General features: G+C 63.5%; 20 protein-coding genes. 13 read left to right on the forward strand and 7 right to left on the reverse strand.

The window, feature by feature from the left end; translation table 11 throughout:
* Positions 1-2 precede the first annotated feature (2 nt).
* Together xseA and Q8O96_RS06925 are read right to left on the reverse strand one after the other, a co-directional pair.
* On the reverse strand, positions 3-1382 hold the full coding sequence (xseA, locus tag Q8O96_RS06920; RefSeq protein ID WP_305948589.1) for an exodeoxyribonuclease VII large subunit: 1380 nt from the start codon (positions 1380-1382) through the stop codon (positions 3-5).
* Positions 1379-2326, reverse strand: a complete 948-nt coding sequence (locus Q8O96_RS06925; RefSeq protein ID WP_305948590.1) for a LysR family transcriptional regulator — start codon at positions 2324-2326, stop codon at positions 1379-1381. Before Q8O96_RS06925 ends, xseA begins: the two co-directional genes overlap by 4 nt.
* A 103-nt stretch (positions 2327-2429) precedes the next feature.
* Here Q8O96_RS06925 and Q8O96_RS06930 point away from each other — a divergent pair, with 103 nt between their 5' ends.
* From Q8O96_RS06930 to Q8O96_RS06955, 6 genes are all read left to right on the forward strand, one after another.
* Positions 2430-3200, forward strand: coding sequence for a sulfite exporter TauE/SafE family protein (locus tag Q8O96_RS06930; protein ID WP_305948591.1), 771 nt, complete (start codon positions 2430-2432; stop codon positions 3198-3200).
* Positions 3201-3331: 131 nt separating this feature from the next.
* A complete protein-coding gene (locus tag Q8O96_RS06935; protein WP_305948592.1) occupies positions 3332-3880 on the forward strand; it encodes a sugar ABC transporter ATPase in 549 nt (182 codons plus the stop codon).
* 116 nt (positions 3881-3996) lie between these two features.
* The gene (gene guaB, locus Q8O96_RS06940) at positions 3997-5466 is read left to right on the forward strand and encodes an IMP dehydrogenase (protein WP_102860413.1); all 1470 of its coding nucleotides are present in this window, start codon (positions 3997-3999) and stop codon (positions 5464-5466) included.
* Positions 5467-5570: 104 nt separating this feature from the next.
* Positions 5571-7148, forward strand: a complete 1578-nt coding sequence (gene guaA, locus Q8O96_RS06945; protein WP_102860414.1) for a glutamine-hydrolyzing GMP synthase — start codon at positions 5571-5573, stop codon at positions 7146-7148.
* Positions 7149-7472: 324 nt separating this feature from the next.
* Positions 7473-7751 (forward strand): hypothetical protein, encoded by a 279-nt coding sequence (locus Q8O96_RS06950; RefSeq protein ID WP_207166484.1) that lies wholly within the window; start codon positions 7473-7475, stop codon positions 7749-7751.
* Positions 7752-7756: 5 nt separating this feature from the next.
* Positions 7757-8278 (forward strand): AlpA family transcriptional regulator, encoded by a 522-nt coding sequence (locus Q8O96_RS06955; protein WP_102860416.1) that lies wholly within the window; start codon positions 7757-7759, stop codon positions 8276-8278.
* An 11-nt stretch (positions 8279-8289) separates the two neighbouring features.
* Here Q8O96_RS06955 and treR read toward each other — a convergent pair whose 3' ends face one another.
* Positions 8290-8994 carry a trehalose operon repressor gene (treR, locus tag Q8O96_RS06960; protein WP_102860417.1) on the reverse strand — a complete coding sequence of 235 codons (705 nt, stop codon included), beginning with the start codon at positions 8992-8994 and terminating at the stop codon, positions 8290-8292.
* A 230-nt stretch (positions 8995-9224) separates the two neighbouring features.
* Here treR and treP point away from each other — a divergent pair, with 230 nt between their 5' ends.
* The 7 genes from treP (at position 9225) to tadA (ending at position 18661) form a co-directional block, all read left to right on the forward strand.
* Positions 9225-10667, forward strand: coding sequence for a PTS system trehalose-specific EIIBC component (gene treP, locus Q8O96_RS06965; RefSeq protein ID WP_102860418.1), 1443 nt, complete (start codon positions 9225-9227; stop codon positions 10665-10667).
* A 60-nt stretch (positions 10668-10727) separates the two neighbouring features.
* Complete coding sequence (gene treC, locus Q8O96_RS06970; RefSeq protein WP_305948593.1) at positions 10728-12374, forward strand: alpha,alpha-phosphotrehalase; 1647 nt, start codon at positions 10728-10730, stop codon at positions 12372-12374.
* Positions 12375-12483: 109 nt separating this feature from the next.
* Positions 12484-13707 carry a carbohydrate porin gene (locus Q8O96_RS06975; RefSeq protein WP_305948594.1) on the forward strand — a complete coding sequence of 408 codons (1224 nt, stop codon included), beginning with the start codon at positions 12484-12486 and terminating at the stop codon, positions 13705-13707.
* A 60-nt stretch (positions 13708-13767) separates the two neighbouring features.
* Positions 13768-16305 carry a phosphoenolpyruvate--protein phosphotransferase gene (gene ptsP, locus Q8O96_RS06980; RefSeq protein WP_305948595.1) on the forward strand — a complete coding sequence of 846 codons (2538 nt, stop codon included), beginning with the start codon at positions 13768-13770 and terminating at the stop codon, positions 16303-16305.
* Positions 16306-16307: 2 nt separating this feature from the next.
* On the forward strand, positions 16308-16598 hold the full coding sequence (locus tag Q8O96_RS06985; RefSeq protein WP_102860422.1) for a PTS transporter subunit EIIB: 291 nt from the start codon (positions 16308-16310) through the stop codon (positions 16596-16598).
* Positions 16599-16796: 198 nt separating this feature from the next.
* Entirely contained in the window at positions 16797-18173 is a 1377-nt protein-coding gene (locus tag Q8O96_RS06990) for a multicopper oxidase family protein (protein ID WP_102860423.1), read from the forward strand.
* Positions 18173-18661 (forward strand): tRNA adenosine(34) deaminase TadA, encoded by a 489-nt coding sequence (tadA, locus tag Q8O96_RS06995; protein WP_041119721.1) that lies wholly within the window; start codon positions 18173-18175, stop codon positions 18659-18661. Before Q8O96_RS06990 ends, tadA begins: the two co-directional genes overlap by 1 nt.
* 143 nt (positions 18662-18804) lie before the next feature.
* On the opposite strand, the gene cmoB is transcribed toward tadA, so the two are convergent.
* The 4 genes from cmoB to Q8O96_RS07015 form a co-directional block, all read right to left on the reverse strand.
* A complete protein-coding gene (gene cmoB, locus Q8O96_RS07000; protein WP_250329578.1) occupies positions 18805-19761 on the reverse strand; it encodes a tRNA 5-methoxyuridine(34)/uridine 5-oxyacetic acid(34) synthase CmoB in 957 nt (318 codons plus the stop codon).
* Complete coding sequence (gene cmoA, locus Q8O96_RS07005) at positions 19758-20501, reverse strand: carboxy-S-adenosyl-L-methionine synthase CmoA (RefSeq protein WP_102880789.1); 744 nt, start codon at positions 20499-20501, stop codon at positions 19758-19760. Before cmoA ends, cmoB begins: the two co-directional genes overlap by 4 nt.
* Positions 20502-20671: 170 nt before the next feature.
* Positions 20672-21307, reverse strand: coding sequence for a lysoplasmalogenase (locus Q8O96_RS07010; RefSeq protein WP_305948596.1), 636 nt, complete (start codon positions 21305-21307; stop codon positions 20672-20674).
* Position 21308: 1 nt separating this feature from the next.
* The gene (locus Q8O96_RS07015; protein ID WP_102860427.1) at positions 21309-21701 is read right to left on the reverse strand and encodes a protease inhibitor I42 family protein; all 393 of its coding nucleotides are present in this window, start codon (positions 21699-21701) and stop codon (positions 21309-21311) included.
* Positions 21702-21784 lie beyond the last annotated feature (83 nt).

Consider the following 21784-nt stretch of genomic DNA (forward strand, 5'->3'; position numbering starts at 1 on the left):
GATCAGTCCAGTAGAGAAAGAGTGACAGGCGTCAGGTGGTTGTCTTCGACTCGCACCTGCAGTTCACCTTCGCCCAGGCGGGCGGTGAGGCGCTGGCCATTGCGAGTCTGTGCGGCAGTGCGGATGGCGTGGCCGCGGTCGTCCAGAAGAATGCTATAGCCGCGTCCCAGGGTGGCCAGGGGGCTGACCACATGCAGGGTTTGCATCTGACTGTGCAACTGCAGGCGTCGTGCTTTCAGGCCTTCGCGCATGGCTCGGGGCAGGCGTTCGGCGAGGCTGTCCAGGCGCTGGCGCAATAGGACCAGTTGTCGTCCCGGATGCTGGGCGCTGAGGCGGGTTTCCAGGCGGATCAGGCGCTCGCGACGGGTATTGAGGTTGCGCTCGAAGGCCCTGCGCATGCGCATATCCAGGTCATCCAGGCGTTGTGCCTGCTGGCGCAGGCGTTCGCCGGGATGGCGCAGGCGGCGGGCCAGACCGTCGAGGCGCAAGCGGTCGCGCATCAGCCGGTCGCGGATGCGCATCACCAGGCGGCGATGCAGGCTGTCGACCCGGTGTTGCAGGTCACTGGCGTCGGGTGCCAGCAGTTCAGCGGCGGCGGAAGGGGTAGGGGCCCGTACGTCAGCGACGAAATCGCTGATGGACACGTCGGTTTCATGGCCGACGGCGCTGACGATCGGCGTCACGCAGGCATCCACCGCCCGGGCTACCGCCTCTTCGTTGAAGCACCAGAGGTCTTCCAGAGAGCCGCCGCCCCGAGCCAGGATCAAGGCATCGAAGCCTCGGGCATCGGCCAGTTGCAGGGCCCGGACGATCTGCGCCGTGGCCTCGCGACCTTGCACGGCAGTGGGGATCAGCGTCAGTGCCACCTGGGGCGCACGGCGGCGGAACACGCTGATGATGTCGCGGATCACCGCGCCAGTGGGGGAGCTGATAATGCCGATGCGTTGCGGATGGGCCGGTAACGGCACTTTGCGTTCGGCACTGAACAGCCCCTCGGCGCTGAGCTTTTCCTTGAGTGCATCGAAAGCCAGGCGCAGGGCACCATCACCGGCGGGCTCCACGGTGTCGAGAATCAGTTGGTAGTCGCCGCGCCCCTCGAACAGCGAAACCTTGCCCCGGACCTTGACCGCCAGGCCGTCCTTCAGCGCCTGGCGGACCCGTGCGGCGTTCTGCCGGAACAGCGCGCAACGCACCTGGGCGCCGCTGTCCTTGAGGGTGAAGTAGACATGGCCGGAAGCCGGGCGAGCGAGGTTGGAGATCTCGCCTTCGACCCAGATGTTGCTGAACACGTCCTCGAGCAGCACCCGGGCGCGGCCGTTGAGCTGGGTGACAGTGAGGACCTCGCGGTCCAGGCCGAGTCGTGCAAAGGGATCTTTAATCATGGGGCGCAGTTTAAGGGGCTGTCAGTCCATGGAACAATGCAATTCGATTGCCAATGATTGCGCAGCTGTTCGACAAACTGCGCCACCAGCGGTGTGGTGTCTTGCCGATAGGCGAGGGCGACGGTGCTCTGGCAATCGCTATCGGCCAGAGGCAGGAAACGCACGTTGGCCGGGGCGATGTCCTGCATCGATTCGGGCAGCAGGGCAACGCCGAAACCGGCCTGGATCAACTGCAGTTGAGTGGTCTTGCGTGACATCACTCGCGCCGCTTTGGGAAAGAATCCCTGGCGCATGCACAGCTGCGCCGACAGATAGCTCAAACCCCCACGCTGGGGATGGGGGATGGAGATAAAGGCTTCGTTACGCAGTTGTGCAAGCTCCACGCCGTGGGCCGGTGGATCAAGGGCCAGGGGATGCTGCGGTGGCAATGCCAGCAGCAGGGGTTCGCTGAACAAGGGCACGATTTGCACTCCCTCGCATTGGCGCAGTACCGGCAGGCGCAGCAGGCCAGCATCCAGCCGGCCTTCGGCGAGTTCTTGCAACTGCGCCTCGGACGACAGCTTGACGATGTCCATCGAAGCGCCGGGGCACGCCTGTAGATACTCGCTGATGCCCCCAAGCAGACGGCCGCTCATGGGCACGGTGCTTGAGTGACTGAGGCGCAGAGTGCCCAGTTGCCCCTGGCCGACCTGGGTGGCCAGCTCGGCGGCCTTGTGCAGTTCGCTCAGCAGGTTGCGTGCCTTGGGCAGGAAGGCTTCACCGGCGGCGGTCAGCCGAGGCTGGCGGGCAGTGCGTTGGAACAGTGGGGTTTGCAGCTGGCTTTCCAGTTCCTTGATCTGCCGGCTAAGGGCTGATTGGGCGACAAACAGGCGTTCTGCCGCAGCGCTGAAGCTGCCGCATTCGGCGATTTCCACGAAATAGCGCAGTTGACGGGTTGAAATCACAAGGCATGCCTTTTTGCGATGGGTTGAAGGCTTTGATGATATTAGTCGCAAGGCTCGCCGCTGGCTAAAGTCATTGCTGATCCGCTTGGGGGAAGTCGCAGTGATGAGCGTGGTAATCGAAGGTTTGAACCAGTGGTCTTTCGGCCCGGGTGGTTGGTTGGCGATCGGCCTGGGCATCGCGCTGGCGTACATCGTGTTTGGCATCGCCGGTTTCGGCACGGCGCTGGTGGCGGGACCGGTCCTGATCCTGTTCATGCCGTTGTCGAAAATCGTGCCGCTGTTGGTGCTGCTCGACTTTGTCGCAGCCTTCGGCAACCTGCTGCCATCGCGCAAGGACGTGGCCAAGCCGGAGCTGTTGCGCCTGCTGCCCTGCATGGCGCTGGGCTGCACCTTGGGGGTGATCTTTCTGCTCAACCTCAAGTCCGATCTGCTGCTTCTATTAATGGGGCTGTTTATCAGTGCTTATGCCATCTACAGCTTGTGGGTGAGGGTACGCCCGGCTCAGTTGGCGGCCGGCTGGTCGGTGCCGATGGGAATAGTGGGAGGAATGTTTGGCGCCTTGTTCGGTAGTGGCGGCTTTTTATATGCCATTTACCTGAACAGTCGTTTGCCCAAGGACCTGGCACGGGCCACTCAAAGTGCGTTGATCAGTTGCAGTACCGTGGTGCGTCTGAGTCTGTTTGCCTTGGCCGGGGTCTATGCCGAGTTGCCGCTGCTGCTGTTGGCGGTGTGCTTGTTGCCGGCTATGGCGTTGGGTCTATGGGTGGGACGGCGCTTGACCATGAGGTTGTCCCGGGAGGCCTTTGTGCGCCTGGTGACCTGGCTGGTGCTGGCCAGTGGTGTTGCCTTGATCGGGCGCTTTCTGAGCACTTGACCTGCGGGGTTCAGGGATTAAGCTGCGGGCCTTTAAATTCGTTCGCCGGCAAGCTGGCTCCTACAATTGATGGTGGGGGCCGGCTTGCCGGCGAAAGCGTTCGTACTGTCCCGCATGTTTCAGGCTTATCCATGAACTCGCAAAGCATCCTCGTCCCGAAAATTTCCACCCTGCCGGTGCCCGAGCCCCGGGCTCGGGCCATCGTGCGCTGGCTGGTGCGCAAGAACATCGTCGAGGAAACCCTGAGCACGTGCGGGCGCACCGGCAATCGCATGGGCCATGCGATTGCGCCGGGGGCACGGGAGGTGGTGCTGCGGCCGCAGGCGCTGCCCTTCGGCGAGCCGATCAATGGTCTGGAGATCATCACCAAACGCTGCATCTATACCCCGGCCAAGGGCTTTCTCGAAGAAGCCGGCTGTGCCGAATGCCGCCAGGAAGTGGGTGAAGCGCTGTTCGAGAGCCTGGAAGACTGGATGCCGGGGCGCACCGATAACTTCACCTGTCCCGAGTGCGGTCATGAAGATGACATCAACGGCTTTCTGTTTCTTCAGGAATGCGGCTTTTCCAACTTGGGCTTTATCTTCAACAACTGGGCCGAAGCGGGTTTCAAACAGAGTTTTATCGACGAGTTTGCCGACTGGCTGGATCAACCGATAAGTTGGGTCAAGGTCGAGTTGTAGCGCGCTGATATCTCCATCTATCACTCCAGTGATATTAGACAGAGTTTTACATTGAGCCCGGGTAGGTGTCTGAGTATAATGGCGCGCTTCCATTTTCCCGCCCGGGAGCCCCCGCGATGCTGCGTATCAGCCAAGAAGCCCTCACCTTCGACGACATCCTCTTAGTGCCCGGTTATTCCGAAGTACTGCCTAATGAAGTCAGTCTAAAGACCCGTTTGACCCGTGGCATCGAGCTGAATATTCCACTGGTTTCCGCCGCCATGGACACCGTCACTGAAGCCCGTCTGGCAATCGCCATGGCTCAGGAAGGCGGCATCGGCATCATCCACAAGAACATGACCATCGAGCAGCAAGCTGCCGAAGTGCGCAAGGTCAAGCGTTTCGAAGCCGGTGTGGTCAAAGACCCCATCACCATCGAAGCCGACGCCACCGTGCGTGACCTGCTCGAACTGACCAACATGCACAACATCTCCGGTGTGCCCGTGCTGCACAACGGCGATCTGGTGGGCATCGTGACTTCCCGCGACGTGCGTTTCGAAAGCCGTCTGGAAGCCAGTGTCCGCGAAGTGATGACGCCTAAAGAGCGCCTGGTCACTGTCAAGGAAGGCGCCGACAAGACCGCCGTCCGTGAGCTGCTGCACAAGCACCGTATCGAACGCGTGCTGATCGTCGATGACGCCTTTGCCCTCAAGGGCATGATGACCGTCAACGACATCGAAAAAGCCAAGGCCTACCCGCTGGCCAGCAAGGACGATCAAGGTCGTCTGCGTGTCGGCGCTGCGGTCGGTACCGGCAAAGACACGGGCGATCGCGTTGCTGCGCTGGTCAATGCCGGTGTCGACGTGGTGGTGGTCGACACCGCCCACGGTCACTCCAAGGGCGTGATCGACCGCGTTCGCTGGGTCAAAGAGAACTTCCCGCAAGTGCAGGTGATCGGCGGCAACATCGCCACTGGCGCTGCAGCCAAGGCCCTGGCCGAAGCCGGCGCCGACGCGGTCAAGGTCGGTATCGGCCCTGGCTCGATCTGCACCACCCGCATCGTTGCCGGTGTCGGCGTGCCGCAAATCAGCGCGATCGCCAATGTTGCAGCGGCACTGGTCGGCACGGGCGTTCCGCTGATCGCCGACGGCGGTATCCGTTTCTCCGGTGACCTGTCCAAGGCCATCGTGGCCGGTGCCTCCTGCGTGATGATGGGCTCGATGTTCGCCGGTACCGAAGAGGCGCCGGGCGAGATCGAACTGTTCCAGGGTCGTTCCTACAAGGCTTACCGTGGCATGGGTTCCCTGGGCGCCATGTCCCAGGCCCAGGGCTCTTCCGACCGCTACTTCCAGGACTCCTCCGCGGGTGCCGAGAAGCTGGTGCCGGAAGGGATCGAAGGTCGCGTGCCGTACAAGGGCTCCCTGACTGCGATCATCCATCAGCTGATGGGCGGCCTGCGTTCTTCCATGGGCTACACCGGTAGCGCCAACATCGAAGAAATGCGCACCAAGCCGGAGTTTGTCCGCATCACCGGCGCCGGCATGGCTGAATCCCACGTCCACGACGTGCAGATCACCAAGGAAGCGCCAAACTATCGCGTAGGTTGATAGTGATCGCCTCCAGGCCCAGGCCCGGAGGCGATTGACGAATTTAGTAACCGGGGCTGTGTTTTTCAGCCCCGTGTCGTTTCTGAAATTAGACGAGACTGACCATGGCCCTCGACATTCACGCCCACCGCATTCTGATCCTCGACTTCGGTTCCCAGTACACCCAATTGATCGCCCGCCGCGTGCGCGAGATCGGGGTCTACTGCGAACTGCATCCGTTCGACATGGACGACGAAGCGATCCGCGAATTCGCTCCCAAAGGCGTCATCCTCGCCGGCGGTCCCGAGTCCGTGCACGAAGCCAACAGCCCTCGCTGCCCACAAGCGGTGTTCGACCTGGGCGTTCCGGTCTTCGGCATCTGCTACGGCATGCAGACCATGGCCGAGCAAATGGGCGGCAAGGTCGAAGGTTCCGAGCTGCGCGAATTCGGTTATGCCCGGGTTGATGTGGTGGGCAAGAGCCGCCTGCTGGACGGCATCGAAGACCACGTCGACGCCGACGGCCTGTTCGGTCTCGACGTGTGGATGAGCCACGGTGACAAGGTCACCAAGATGCCAAAGGATTTCCACATCCTGGCCAGCACCCCGAGCTGCCCGATTGCCGGCATGTTCAACGATGACCTGCGCTACTACGGCGTGCAGTTCCACCCGGAAGTGACCCACACCAAGCAGGGCGGCCGCATCCTGTCGCGCTTCATCCTCGACATCTGCGGCTGTGAAGCGCTGTGGACCCCGTCGAAGATCGCCGAAGACGCCATTGCCCAGATCCGTGCCCAGGTTGGCACCGACAACGTCCTGCTGGGCCTGTCCGGCGGTGTCGACTCCTCGGTGGTCGCGGCCCTGCTGCACAAAGCCATCGGCGACCAGCTGACCTGCGTTTTCGTCGACAACGGCCTGCTGCGCCTGCACGAAGGCGAGCAAGTGATGGCCATGTTCGCCGAGAACATGGGCGTCAAGGTGATCCGCGCCAACGCCGAGGAGCAGTTCCTCAACAACCTGGCCGGCGAGTCGGACCCTGAGAAGAAGCGCAAGATCATCGGCCGTACCTTCATCGACGTGTTCGATGCCGAATCCTGCAAGCTGGAAAACATCAAGTACCTGGCCCAGGGCACCATCTACCCGGACGTGATCGAGTCGGCTGGCGCGAAAAGCGGCAAGGCCCACGTGATCAAGTCGCACCACAACGTGGGCGGCCTGCCGGAAGAAATGAACCTCAAGCTGGTTGAACCGCTGCGCGAGCTGTTCAAGGACGAAGTCCGCCGTCTGGGCCTGGAGCTGGGCCTGCCGTACGACATGGTCTACCGTCACCCGTTCCCGGGCCCGGGCCTGGGTGTGCGCATCCTCGGTGAAGTGAAGAAGGAATACGCCGACCTGCTGCGTCGCGCCGACCACATCTTCATCGAAGAACTGCGCAAGGCCGACTGGTACCACAAGGTCAGCCAGGCATTCGTCGTGTTCCAGCCAGTGAAATCCGTCGGTGTGGTCGGCGATGGCCGCCGTTACGCCTGGGTCGTGGCCCTGCGCGCGGTGGAAACCATCGACTTCATGACCGCCCGTTGGGCACACCTGCCTTACGAGCTGCTGGAAACAGTCAGCGGCCGGATCATCAACGAAATCGAAGGCATCTCCCGCGTCACTTACGACGTGTCGAGCAAGCCGCCGGCAACGATCGAGTGGGAATGATCGGGGCCGAGTGATCGGCGCTTGATCCACTGGCTTTAACCAATGGCGATCGGGACCTTCGGGGATCGATCGCCATTGTCGTTTCTGCGGAGATTGAATCCGTTACACATCGGCATTTGTGTTGCAGAACCTTTAGAAACGCTGCTTTTTCACCTTCCGGCAATATCACGTAAGACATGTTCGGCGCTCTGCCCCGGGCTTCTCTCTACCCTTGGGTCTCCCCCCGCTGTTTTTGCTGCGGCTTGTTCGTGGCGCGGGTTTGATCGGATTGCACAAGGTTGTCAGTTGACAACCCTGCATGACTGGCGATACTGGAGGCTATGGATGGCTCGTGCAACTCATCCCAAGAAGGACATTGAAATGGCTCTGCGCTACGCCGAATGGCAGGGCTGGCGAATCGAGGTCGGTGCTGGCCATGCGTGGGGGCGGATCTACTGCCCGTATAACAACGAAGTGTGCCGCTGCGGCGAGTTCTGCATCACCAGTGTCTGGCGTACGCCGAAGAACCCGACCCAGCACGCCCGGGCGCTATGCCGGGTGATCGACAACTGCACTGTGAATCAGCTGCGTGGGGCCAAGGCGCCGGCAGCCCGTCAGGAGTAAGCACCATGGAATACCTGTTCACCCTCAACTATCTGCTGCCGCTGGAGGGCTGCGATCCGCTGCAACTGGTGGAGCGCCTCGGTGCGGCGGGCTGCACCGACGCCCTGGTGGGCACCGGTCTGGCCGGGCGCCTGGCCCTGGAGTTCAGTCGCGAGGCCGAGAGCGCCGAAGCGGCGCTGCTCAGTGCCCTGGGGGATATCAAGCGCATCATCCCCGAGGCGCGGCTGGTGGAGGCCAGCCCGGACTTTGTCGGCCTCAGCGAGATCGCCGAGATCGTCGGCGTGTCCCGGCAGAACATGCGCAAGCTGATGCTCGGCCACGCCGACAGTTTTCCCCTGGCGATCCATGAGGGCAGCACCTCGCTGTGGCATCTGGCGGAGGTTCTGAGCTGGCTGGACAGCAAGGGCGGTTACCCTCTCAAGCACCCGGTGATCGAGGTGGCGCGGGTGGCACAGCAGGTGAACACCGCCAAGGAGTCGAAGCGCATCGGCCCCCTCAGCGGTGAACTGGTGGCTCTGTTGGGCTGACGGGGTAGGGCTTAGCGCCGGGCCACGTCGGAGAAGTAGAACTTGTCCAAGGTGTGCCGTGATTCGGTGTACTCGAACTGCCGCCCGTCCTGGAGAAAGGTCTGGTTGCTGACCACGATCACATGGCTCTGGCCGTCCAGGTCGAGCAGTTGCTGATCGTCCTTGCTCCGCGGGCTGGCCTCGATGGTGCGCTGGGCATAGCTGATGTTCAGTTGCAGGGTCTGTTCGATGTAGGCGTAGATCGAATGCTCGGCGATCTGCCGGTCCAGCCCCGGAATCAGCTCGGCGACAAAATGGTTGATGTCGAGAATCACCCGCTTGCCGTCGATTCGCCGCACGCGCTTGATCCGTGTGATCAGGCTGCCCTCTTGCGCCTGCAGATGGTTGCGCAGGGCGCCTTGCAGGGGGAACTGGCTGAACTCCACCACCTCGGTGCTGACGTCATCCCCCAGGCGCGGATAGGTTTCCTGGAAGCTGACGATGCCGCCCAGCTGGAACTCGATGGGATTGGGCGAGAGCACGAAGGTGCCCTTGCCGTGAATCTTCTGCGCGAAACCGCGCTCCTGCAGCAGTTCGATGGCCTTGCGCACGGTGCCGCGACTGGCCTGGTAGCTGTCCATCAGTTCGCTTTCCGAAGGCAGGCGGGCGCCCCGCTCAAGACGTTCGGTGGTGATGCTGGCAAGCAGATCGCTGTAGATCTGGTTGTATTTGCTCATGGGATGGCTCTGTGCCGGACTGTGCTCAAGGCAGGCACCTTAAGGGCTGGACGGGGCATTTGTCCATGCGCCCTGGTGATGCTTTAGCGGGTGGAAAAAGCATGGGACAGGGCCACGCCGGAAGAAAATTTCAAACTCGTCTGTACGAGTTATTGATTTAACTCGTATAGACGAGTAATTTGCCCCTCGGCGTGCTGCCAATAACAAAAATCTCAGGTGGAAGAACAAGCATGAGCCACGACTATTCAACGATCGCCAGCGAGTTGCTGCACAGCCTCGGTGGCGCCGACAACCTCGAACAGGCAGCCCACTGCGTGACCCGCCTGCGCCTGGCCCTCAAGGACCCGAGCCTGGTCGACAGCGCCACCCTCAACCAGATCGATCTGGTCAAGGGCTCGTTCTTCACCGGTGGCCTGTTCCAGGTGGTGATCGGCCCTGGCGAGGTAGAGAAGGTCTACGCGGCCCTGCGTGAGCAGACGGGGCTCGCGGTTTCCACCATTGCCGACGTGAAGCAGAAGGGCGCGGAAAAGACCAACGCCATGCAGCGTCTGGTGCGGGTGTTCTCCGATGTGTTCATGCCCATCCTGCCGGCGCTGATCATCGCCGGCCTGCTGATGGGGGTGAACAACCTGCTGGGGGCCAAGGGCATGTTCATCGAGGGCAAGACCCTGCTTGAGGCGTACCCGGGGCTGGATGGGCTCTGGAGCCTGATCAACCTGATGGCCAACACTTCCTTCGTATTCCTGCCGGCCCTGGTGGGCTGGTCGGCGGCCAAGCGCTTTGGCGGCAGCGAGATCCTCGGCATCGTCCTGGGGCTGATGCTGGTCCACCCCGATCTGCTCAACGCCTGGAACTATGGCAAGGCCGTGGCCGGGTTGGACGGCCAGAGCCTGCCGTACTTCGACATCTTCGGTCTGTTCCAGATCGAGAAGGTGGGCTACCAGGGGCAGATCCTGCCGATCCTTTTGGCGGCCTATGTGATGAGCGTGATCGAAAAATGGCTGCGCGCCCGGGTGCCCAACGCCATCACCCTGCTGGTGGTACCCATCACCACCATCGTGGTCACCGGCGTGCTGGCTCTGGCGATCATCGGGCCGGTGACCCGGCACCTGGGAATCCTCATCACCGAAGGCGTGGTCACCCTGTTCGAGCTGGCGCCCATGCTCGGCGGCGCCATCTTCGGTCTGCTCTACGCACCGCTGGTGATCACTGGCATGCACCACATGTTCCTGGCCGTCGACCTGCAACTGATCGCCACCCAGGGCGGCACTTTTATCTGGCCGATGATCGTCATGTCCAACCTGGCCCAAGGCAGCGCGGCCCTGGCGGTGTTCACCATGAGCCGCAACGCTCGTGATCGCAGCATGGCCTCGACCTCGGCGATTTCCGCCTACTTCGGCATCACCGAGCCGGCGATGTTCGGCGTCAACCTGCGCTACAAGTTTCCCTTCTACGCCGCGCTGATCGGCTCGGCCCTGGGCAGCATCTTTCTCTCGCTGAACAAGGTCCAGGCCTCGGCCATCGGTGTCGGTGGGCTGCCGGGGTTCATCTCGATCATTCCCCAGTACATCCCGACGTTCGTGATTGGCATGGTCATCGCCCTGGTGGTGCCTTTTGTCCTGACCTGCGGCCTGAGCCTGAAGATCATCCGGCCCGGCTATCGCGTGGCCTGACCCGCCCTGTAGGCGCCGGCTCGCCGGCGAATGTCCTCGCACTTTCCAAAGGATTCCCCCATGCAAGACTGGCAGCGTTCGGTGATCTACCAGATCTACCCGAAAAGTTTTCACAGCCACCAAGGCCAGGCCACCGGTGACCTGCTGGGGGTGGTGGACAAGCTCGACTACCTGCACTGGCTGGGGGTCGATTGCCTGTGGCTGACCCCGTTCCTGCGCTCGCCGCAGCGGGACAACGGCTATGACATCAGCGACTACTACGCCATCGATCCCAGCTACGGCAGCATGGCCGACTGCGAGTTGCTGATCGCCGAAGCCGGCAAGCGCGGGATCAAGCTGATGCTGGATATCGTGGTCAACCACACCTCCATCGAGCACGCCTGGTTCCAGCAGGCCCGCAGCAGCCTGGACAACCCCTACCGGGATTTCTACATCTGGCGCGATGAGCCCAATAACTGGGAATCCAAGTTCGGCGGCTCCGCCTGGGAATACGAGGCCCAGACCGGGCAGTACTACCTGCACCTGTTCGATCACACCCAGGCCGACCTCAACTGGGATAACCCCCAGGTGCGTGCCGAAGTGTTCAAGATGATGCGCTTCTGGCGCGACAAGGGCGTCGGCGGCTTCCGCCTCGACGTGATCAACCTGATCTCCAAGCCGGCGGATTTCCCCGAGGATCAGAGCGACGGCCGCCGCTTCTATACCGACGGTCCCAACGTGCACCAGTACCTGCAGGAAATGCATCGGGAAGTGTTCGCCGGGCACGATCTGGTGAATGTCGGCGAGATGTCCTCCACCTGCCTGGAACACTGCATTCGCTATTCCCATCCGGAGTCGAAGGAGCTGTCGATGACCTTCAACTTCCATCACCTGAAGGTGGACTACCCCAACCAGCAGAAGTGGCTGCGGGCCGATTTCGACTTCCTCGAACTCAAGCGCATCCTCTCCGACTGGCAAACCGGCATGCAGGCCGGTGGCGGCTGGAATGCGCTGTTCTGGTGTAACCACGACCAGCCGCGGGTGGTCTCGCGCTTTGGCGACGACGGTGAGCACCGGGTGGTGTCGGCGAAGATGCTGGCCACCGCGCTGCACCTGCTCCAGGGCACGCCTTTCGTCTACCAGGGCGAAGAGCTGGGCATGACCAATCCGCACTTCGAGCGGATCGAGCAGTACCGCGATGTCGAGACCCTGAACATCCACCGCCTCAAGCGCGAGGCCGGTGAAGAGCCGCAGGCCATCATGGCGGCGATCCAGCAGAAGTCCCGGGACAACGGGCGCACGCCGATGCAGTGGAATGCCGGGATCAATGCTGGTTTCAGCAGCGCCGAGCCCTGGATCGGGATACCGGCCAACGCCAGCCAGATCAATGTCGAGGCGCAACTCGACGACGAAGATTCGGTGCTGCATCACTACCGTCGGCTGATCGCCTTGCGCCGCCAGGAAGCGCTGATCCAGCACGGCCTCTATCGCCAGCTGCTGCCGGAGCATCGGCAAGTCTGGGCCTATGTGCGCGAGGGCGACGGCGAGCGCCTGCTGGTGGTGAACAACTTCTATGGCTCGCCGTGTGAGGTCGAGTTGCCGGAAGCGGTGATCAGCACCGGCATGCAACAGCGCCTGCTGATCAGCAACTACCCGGACCACGAGCCCCGCAACCGGCACTTGCACCTGCGGCCTTACGAGTCCTTCGTCCTGCACCTGACCTTGTAGGCGCCGGCTGTCGGCGAACCGGGCCAGGCGATCTTTCTGGCCCAGCGCATGCGCCGCCAAGCCGGTTCCGATGAATCCATACAACACAATAAAAATAATGCGGTGGCTTATGAAAACAACAATAAATCGCGCTCTGGCGGCGTCCTGCCTGTGTCTGACCTTGCCCTTGCCGGCCCAGGCCCTGGAGTTTGCCGGGTACCTGCGCAGCGGCCTGGGGACCTCGGTGAACAGCGGCTCGCAGTCCTGCTTCCAGTTGCCCGGCGCGCAGTCCAAGTACCGCCTGGGCAACGAGTGTGAGCAGTACGCGGAGCTTGAGCTGCGCCAGGACCTGTACACCCTGGAAGATGGCTCGGTGCTCAGCGTCGACGGCATGGCTTCGCTCTACAACCGCTACGACCGCAACCTGAGCTTCCAGGGCGAAAACGGCTCGGCGCGCATGCCGCAGATGTACGCCCAGTGGTCGAACCTGCCCAGCCTCAATGGCGGCTCGCTGTGGGCCGGTCGCCGTTACTACAAGCGTAACGACATCCATATTTCCGACTTCTACTACTGGAACCAGAGCGCCACCGGCGGCGGGGTCGAGGACGTGCGCATCGGCGATCTGAAGTACAGCTACGCCTTTTCCCGCAAGGACAATCTCTATCAGAAGCAGGCGGTGAGCCGTCATGACTTCAACGTCGCCGGCTTCCAGACCAACCCCGGCGGCGAGCTGGAACTGGGCCTGAGCTACCTGGAAAAGCCCGATCGCCGTGGAGCCCACAATGGCTGGGCGATCACCACCCAGCATGTGCAGCAGGACTTTTTCGGCGGCAAGAACAAACTGGCCCTGCAATACGGCGAAGGCCCCGGTACCGGCCTGGGCTACACCGGCAACACCTACCTGGATGACAGCAACAAGAGCTATCGCCTGGTGGAGTTCTTCGACTGGCAACTGACCCCGCGCTTCGGCGGCCAGGTGGAGGCGGTCTATCAGAAGGACATTCGCCCCGACGGCCAGGACCAGAACTGGATCTCCCTGGGCGTGCGTCCGGCCTATGCCATCACCGAGCAGTTCAAGCTGGTGACCGAGTTCGGCCACGATCAGGTTGAGGCGCCCGGGGGCACCCGCAAGCTCAGTAAATTTACCTTCGCGCCCACCTGGTCACCCAAGGGACCGGACTTCTGGGCCCGGCCGGAGGTGCGCCTGTACTACACCTATGCCAGCTGGAACGAGGCCGCCAAGCGCGCGGCCAATGAGCTGGCGGCCGGTTCCGCGCTGTCCGACAGCGGTGTGTTCGGCAGCGCCCGGCACGGTGCGAACGTCGGTTTGCAGGTCGAGTACTGGTGGAAATAAGCGATGCTGTCGGGGCTCGCGCTCCATCGGCACTTCAAGGAATCATTAGCAGGTGACGTCATGGCCATAACCCAACCCTTGCAATTGCTCGCGCCCCTGTCCGGGGTGCTGCTGCCCCTGGAGCAGGTCCCGGACCCGGTGTTTTCCAGCCGGGTGATCGGTGACGGGCTGTGCATCGACCCGACTTCCCAGATCCTCTGCGCGCCACTGTCCGGGGTGGTCAGCAACCTGCAGCGCAGCGGCCATGCGCTGAGCATTACCGGCGAGCAGGGCCAGCAGGTGCTGATGCACATCGGGCTGGACACGGTGAACCTGGCGGGCAAGGGCTTCACCTGCCTGATCGAGGAAGGTCAGCAAGTCACGGCTGGCCAGCCGCTGATCGAGTTCGACGCCGACTACCTGGCCCTGCATGCCCGTAGTCTGTTGACCCTGATGCTGGTGGTCAGTGGCGAAGCGGTGATCGGGCTGGTCGGCGACCGCCGGCTGGTGGAGCTGGGACAGCCGGTGTTGCAGATCGAGCCCACCTCCGCAGAGGAAGGTGCCAAGGCCGAGGACGCTGAAGCTGAGGCGCTGTTTTCCAAACCGCTGATCCTCGGCAACCCCCAGGGCCTGCATGCGCGCCCGGCGGCTTTGCTGGCCCAGGCCGCCAAGGGCTTTGCCGCGAATATCTGCCTGCATCGGCGCCAGGACTCGGCCAATGCCAAGTCCCTGGTGTCGATCATGGCCTTGCAGACGGTGCAGGGCGATGTCTTGCAGGTCAGTGCCGCAGGTGCGGATGCCGAGCGGGCGCTCCAGGTTCTGGTGGAGCTGTTGGCCTCGGGTTGTGGCGAGAAAGTCAGTGCTGCGGCGCCGAGTCTTGCGCCGCTGGCGGCGCGGGATGAGTCGTTGGAGACGGTTCTGCGGGGAGTCTGTGCGTCACCGGGTTCGGCGGTCGGCCAGGTGCTGCAGGTGGCTGAACAGCGCCTGCAGATAAAGGAGTGGGCGGTGAACCCGCAGCAAGAGCGCGAAGTGCTTGAGCGGGCCTTGCGGGAGGCGGTCCGGGACCTGCAACAGCTGCGGGACAATGCCCGGGGTGGCGCGCAGCAGGAAATCTTTCGGGCCCACCAGGAGCTCCTCGACGATCCGAGTCTGTTGCAGCAGGCCGAGGCCCTGATCGTCACCGGCAAGAGCGCTGCCTTTGCCTGGAACCGTGCCATCGAGGCCACCGCCGAGCTGTTCAAGGGCCTGGGCAGTACGCTGTTGGCTGAGCGCGCGGTGGATCTGGCGGACGTCGGCCAACGGGTGCTCAAGCGGATGCTCGGGGTGCAAGAGCATGCCCTGAGCTTGCCGGATCAGGCCATTCTGATTGCCGAGCAACTGACCCCCTCGCAGACCGCGAGCCTGGACACGGCCAAGGTGCTGGGGTTTGCCACCGTTGGCGGCGGCGCCACCAGCCACGTGGCGATCCTCGCCCGGGCCCTGGGCCTGCCGGCGATCTGTGGCCTGTCGTCCCGGGTCCTGTCCCTGGCCAACGGCACCCGGGTTCTGCTGGATGCCGATCGCGGCGAACTGCATACGGACCCGGACCCTCAGCGTCTGCAGCAACTGGAGTCCCTGCGTCAGCAGCAACGCCTGCGCCAGCGTCAGGACCTGGCCCAGGCCGCGCAACCGGCGGTGACCCGCGATGGTCATCATCTGGAGGTCACGGCCAACATTGCCTCTCTGGCGGAGGCCGAGCAGGCCATGAGCCTGGGCGGTGAAGGCGTGGGCCTGTTGCGTTCGGAGTTCCTCTACCAGGACCGCAGCCACGCCCCGAGCCCCGAGGAGCAGGCCGAAACCTATCTGGCCATTGCCCAGGCCCTGGGGCCGACGCGCAATCTGGTGGTGCGGACCCTGGACGTGGGCGGCGACAAGCCCCTGGCCTATGTGCCCATGGACAGCGAAGCCAACCCTTTTCTCGGCCTGCGGGGTATCCGCCTGTGCCTGGAGCGTCCCGAACTGCTGCGCGAGCAGTTCCGGGCGATGCTCGCCAGCGCCGGGCAGGCCCGCCTGCACATCATGTTGCCGATGGTCAGCCAGCTGGCGGAGCTGCGTCAGGCGCGCCAATTGCTCGATGACGAGGTCCGGGCCCTGGGCCTGGCGGAGCGGCCCAAGCTGGGGATCATGATCGAGGTGCCTTCGGCGGCCTTGATGGCGGATCGTTTTGCCCCGGAGGTGGATTTCTTCTCCATCGGCACCAACGACCTGACCCAGTACACCCTGGCCATGGACCGTGATCATCCGCGCCTGGCCAGTCAGGCCGACAGCTTCCATCCGTCAGTGCTGCGCCTGATCGCGCGCACGGTGCAGGCCGCCCATGCCCACGGCAAGTGGGTCGGCGTCTGCGGTGCACTGGCTTCCGAGACCCTGGCGGTGCCGCTGTTGCTGGGCCTGGGAGTAGACGAGCTGTCGGTGAGCGTGCCGTTGATTCCCGCCATCAAGGCCCGGGTACGGGAGTTGGATCTGAGCGAGTGCCAGGCCTTGGCAGCGCGGATCATCGATCTGGAAGACGCGGTTCAGGTACGTGAATGCCTGCAACGGCAGCAAGTCGCCGCCGACTCACTGATTCTGGAGAACTGAAGATGTTCGAGAAATTGCAACGGGCGTTCTGGAAGGCCCTGACTCCAGACCTGATCCCTGATCAGCCGAAGGCCCCCCAGGCCAAGGGCCGTGTTCTGAGTGACGCGATGCTGGCGGCACTGGGTGGTAGCGCCAACATCAAGAGCCAACAACCATTGGCCCTGACCCGCCTGCGCCTGGAACTGCATGATCCGCAGTTGCTGGACAGCAGCGCCCTGCGAGTGGCGGGGGTGCCGGCAGTGATGCCCCTGGCCGGTGGTGTGGTGCATCTGCTGTTGGGATTGCAGGGCTGAGGGTCTTGTTCGCCGGCAAGCCGGCTCCTGCAAGAGCAACGGGCTTGCCAGGGAGCAGGCTCCCGAAAACACCCATCGTTTCCCCGTCCCGCCTGCGTCCGGTCGCCGCGCCGGCCTTACTGTTTCTCAACTGCGGGTGTATCGTATTCGCCTTTTGCGGGCTTGGTCCCGCCGCGGATACGTGAGGTAGTTGAGTCCATGTCCTTTACCCGTCGACAAATACTCGGTGGTCTGGCCGGTCTGGTAGTGGTGGGCGTGGGAGCGGGTGGCGCCTCGCGCTACTGGCTGGGGAAAATGGCCGACGCTGAAGCGGGCCACGACTACGAACTGATCGCTGCGCCGCTGGATGTGGAACTGGTGCCAGGGCACAAGACCCAAGCCTGGGCTTTCGGGCCATCGGCACCGGGTACCGAACTGCGAGTGCGCCAGGGCGAGTGGCTGCGGGTGCGCTTTATCAACCACCTGCCCGTGGCCACCACCATCCACTGGCACGGCATCCGCCTGCCCCTGGAAATGGACGGCGTGCCTTACGTCTCGCAACTGCCGGTGCTACCCGGCGAATACTTCGACTACAAGTTCCGCGTACCGGATGCCGGTAGCTACTGGTATCACCCCCATGTGAACAGCAGCGAAGAACTGGGCCGCGGCCTGGTGGGCCCGCTGATCGTCGAAGAGCGCGAACCCACCGGATTCCAGTACGAGCGCACCCTGAGCCTGAAAAGCTGGCACGTGGACGAAGAGGGCGCGTTCGTCTCCTTCAGCATCCCCCGGGAAGCGGCGCGGGGCGGCACGGCCGGGCGCCTGTCCACCATCAACGGCGTGTCCCAGGCGGTGATCGACCTGCCGGCCGGGCAGATTACTCGGGTGCGCCTGCTCAACCTGGACAACACCCTGACCTACCGCATCAACATCCCCGATGTCGAAGCGCAGATCTATGCACTGGACGGCAACCCCATCGAGCCGCGTCCTTTGGGCAAGGAGTACTGGCTGGGGCCGGGCATGCGTATCTGCCTGGCGATCAAGGCGCCGGCGGCGGGGCAGGAACTGTCCCTGCGCAACGGTCCGGTGCGCCTGGGCACCTTGCGTTCGGTGGCCAACAACGATGCGCCGACCCAGTGGCCGCCAGCCCTGCCGGCCAACCCGGTGGCCGAGCCGGATCTCGACAACGCCGAGAAGCTCAACTTCAATTTCGAGTGGGTTGGCTCGGTCTCGGTGAACGTGGACAATGGCCAGCCGCCGAGCCTGTGGCAGATCAACGGCCAGGCCTGGGACATCACCGACAAGACCTGCGCCGACCGCCCGATTGCCACGCTGAAAAAGGGCAAGAGCTACATTTTCGAATTGAAGAACATGACTCAGTACCAACACCCGATCCACTTGCACGGCATGAGCTTCAAGGTCATCGCCTCGAACCGCAAGAAGATCACTCCCTACTTCACCGACACCTACCTGCTGGGCAAGAACGAGCGTGCCCGCGTGGCGCTGGTGGCGGATAACCCTGGGGTCTGGATGTTCCACTGCCACGTGATCGACCACATGGAAACCGGTCTGATGGCCGCCATCGAGGTGGCGTGATGCGTCAGATACGCCCGGCGCCGATCATCGACCGCAGCCGCGACCAGGACTTCATGCGCGAAGCCCTGGCCCTGGCCGCCCAGGGTGCCGCCCTGGGGGAAGTGCCGGTGGGCGCGGTGCTGGTGCTGGATGGCCAGATCATCGGCCGCGGTTACAACTGCCCCATCAGCGGCAGCGACCCCAGCGCCCACGCCGAAATGGTGGCGATCCGCGAGGCGGCCCAGGCGGTGAGCAACTATCGCCTGCCCGGCAGCACCCTGTACGTGACCCTGGAACCTTGCAGCATGTGCGCCGGGCTGATCGTCCATTCGCGCATTGCCCGGGTGGTGTACGGCGCCCTGGAACCCAAGGCCGGCATCGTGCAGAGCCAGGGCCAGTTCTTCACCCAGGGCTTTCTCAATCATCGGGTGCTGTACGAGGGCGGGGTGCTGGCCGAAGAGTGCGGCACGGTGTTGAGCGAATTCTTCAAGGCGCGCCGGGCGCGCTGAGCGCAAACCGGTTCGCGGCCTACACCAAACCGTAGGAGCCGGCTTGCCGGCGAAGAGGCCCTTGAGCCTTGCACCGCTTTGGCGGGCGCCTTCGCTGGCAAGCGGAACGCCGCCCGGCCAGCTCCTACAGAGGGAAGGCGGGGTTATTTTCTGGCGACAATCACCGCGCGCATCGGCGCCGGCAGGCCTTCGATGGTCTTGCTGTGATCGTTGGGGTCGAGGAAGTCGCTCAGGGACTGGTACTTCATCCACTCGGTGCCGCGCTGCTCCTCGACGCTGGTCACGCTGACATCCACGCAGCGCACATCGCTGAACCCGGCGCGCCGCAGCCACAGCTCCAGGGCCGGCACCGAGGGCAGGAACCACACGTTGCGCATCTGCGCATAACGGTCTTCCGGCACCAGCACCTGATGTTGATCGCCTTCCACCACCAGGGTTTCCAGCACCAGTTCGCCACCCTTGACCAGGCAGTCCTTGAGCGCCAACAGATGCTCGATGGGCGAACGCCGGTGGTAGAACACCCCCATGGAAAATACGGTGTCGAAACCTTCCAGGTTGGCCGGCAGGTCTTCGAAGGGGAATGGCAGGTGCCACACCGCAGGCTGCGACAGGTAGCGCTGCACCGCCTGGAATTGGCAGAAGAACAACCAGTTGGGGTCCACGCCAATCACGCTGTGGGCGCCGGCGCCGAGCATGCGCCACATGTAGTAGCCATTGCCGCAGCCGACATCGAGGATGCGTTTGCCTTCAAGGTTCAGGTGCGGCGCGACCCGCGACCACTTCCAGTCCGAACGCCATTCGGTATCCACGTGCACGCCGAACAGGTTGAACGGGCCCTTGCGCCACGGTGACAGGCCCATCAGTGCGGTACGCATCTGCGCCCGGGTGGCGTCGTCGCAGTCGGTGTCCAGGCGCAGGCCGTTGATCAGGTCGACTTCGCTGGGCTGGATCTTCGGCAATGCGTCGAGGGCGCTCTGCCAGCGCTCCAGGTCGCCATGGCCCTTTTCCATCTTGGCATCGAGCTGGGCTTGCAGGCCGTTGGCCCATTCGGCCAGGGGCGTGCCCGCCAGACGGCGAGCGAGGGGAGACAGATCAATCATGGCAGGGCAATCAACGAGGCAAAATTAAGACACTGGAACCACGGCACGACTTTCGAGAACCCGGCGGCCAGCAGGCGTTCGCGGTGTTCTTCGAGGCTGTCGGGCTTCATGACGTTTTCGATGGCGCTGCGCTTCTGGGCAATTTCCAGTTCGCTGTAGCCGTTGGCGCGTTTGAAGGCGATGTGCAGGTCGGTGAGCAGGGCGTGTTCCTCGGTGTCGTTGAAGCGCAGCTTCTCCGAGAGGATCAGCGCGCCGCCGGGCAGCAACGACTGGCGGATGCGCCCGAGCAGGGCCAGGCGTTGCTCCGGGGCGATGAACTGCAGGGTGAAGTTCAAAGCCACCACCGAGGCCGGCTGGAACTCCAGGGCCAGGATATCGCCTTCGATCACCTGCACCGGCAGCAACTCCTGGAACATCGAATCCTGGCCGTTGAGGTATTCCCGGCAACGCTCGACCATGGCCGCCGAATTGTCCACGGCGATTACCCGGCAACCGTCGCTGCGCACATGGCGGCGCAGGGCCTGGGTCACCGCGCCCAGGGATGAGCCCAGGTCGTAGAGCACGCTGTTGGGCTGAGCGAACTGCGCGGCCAGCACCCCGAGGTTCTCGACAATGGTCGGGTAACCCGGCACCGAGCGCTTGATCATGTCCGGGAACACCCGCACCACATCCTCGTTAAAGGCGAAGTCGGGCACCTGGGCCAGGGGCTGGGCGAATAGGCGGTCGGGTTCTTTGCTCACGGCATTTCCAGCGATGGAGATAAAAAGAGGGCGGCATTGTAGCCGCTGGCGCAGGCTGCGATAAGGCCCGCAGGGCCTTCAGCAGAGCAAGGGCGACGCAAGGTGTGGCCCTTTTCGCCGGCAAGCCGGCCACTACCGAGAGTAGGGACCGGCTTGCCGGCGCCGGCTGATCAGCGCGGCTTCTGGCTGAACGCCGAAGCAGCGATACCCCACTGGCCCAGCCAGTAGAAAATGATGATCAAGTAGGGCGCGGCATCGAAGGCCACCACGAAGCGGCTGATGCCAATCAGGCTGTCGGAGAAGGCGAAGCTCAGGGCCCCCGCGGCCGCTAGCGCCGCCGAGCGTTTGGGCACCGCTGAGCCCAGGCGTGCCAGGGCGCGCCAGAGCATGGCGCTGATGGTCAGGGCGTAGACGATCACCGGGATCAGCAGCGGGCCCAGGCCGTGGGAAATCAGGATGCTCAACAGCCCCGCGCCAATGGCCAGTGCCACCACCAGCGGCAACAGCGCCAGGCGCCGACAGTCGCAGAGATAGGCCTTGAGGTAGGCCAGGTGCGCCACCAGAAACGCCCCGAGGCCGAACACGAACAGGTCCGAAGGCCAGGCCAGCAGCACGTCCCCCAGCACTGAGAACAACAGGCCAATGGCGATCCAGCGGCGATAGTCCCCCGGCGGCGCATCATGCAGCCAGCCCAGCAGGGCCAGCACCGGCAGCGGCTTGACCAGCAGGCAGAGCAGCGTGGCATGCACGCTGACCCCGTAGATGAAGGTGGCGGCGCCCATTAGCGCAAGAATCAGCCAGCCCATGTCAGTTGACCGTGATTGAGCAGTCGAAGGCTTTTACCGGTGCTTCTTCCGGTGCCCAGGGTTGCTGATAGGTCAGCAGCAGTCGGCCCTGGCCGCTGGCGAACGCCTGGAAACGCCAGGTGGATTGACCACCGCTGCCCACCAGACCGGTGTTCTCGGGATTGCTGTAGACCTCGGGGCTGACCTTGCGCAGGATGCCGCCGGCCGAATCCTGGATTGCCCAGCGATAGCCCGTGGTGGGATTGCTGGGTAGGGTCAGGGTCAGGGTTTGCCCGTTGTGCAATTGCAGGGGGCATTGGCTCTGGTTTTCCACGGTGACGTTTTGCTTGGGCTGGCTGGCGCAGGCGGCCAGCAGGGCGAGGCTGAGCAGGGCAAGCAGGCGAGGTGCGGACATGGGTCAGGAAGCTCCGATCATTCGTGACGAACGGCGAGCATAACTGAAGATGATGGGCGGTGTGGGCCGGGGGACGGAGGTTG

The sequence above is a fragment of the Pseudomonas sp. LPH60 genome (assembly GCF_030718165.1).
GTDB classification, from domain to species: domain Bacteria; phylum Pseudomonadota; class Gammaproteobacteria; order Pseudomonadales; family Pseudomonadaceae; genus Aquipseudomonas; species Aquipseudomonas danubii.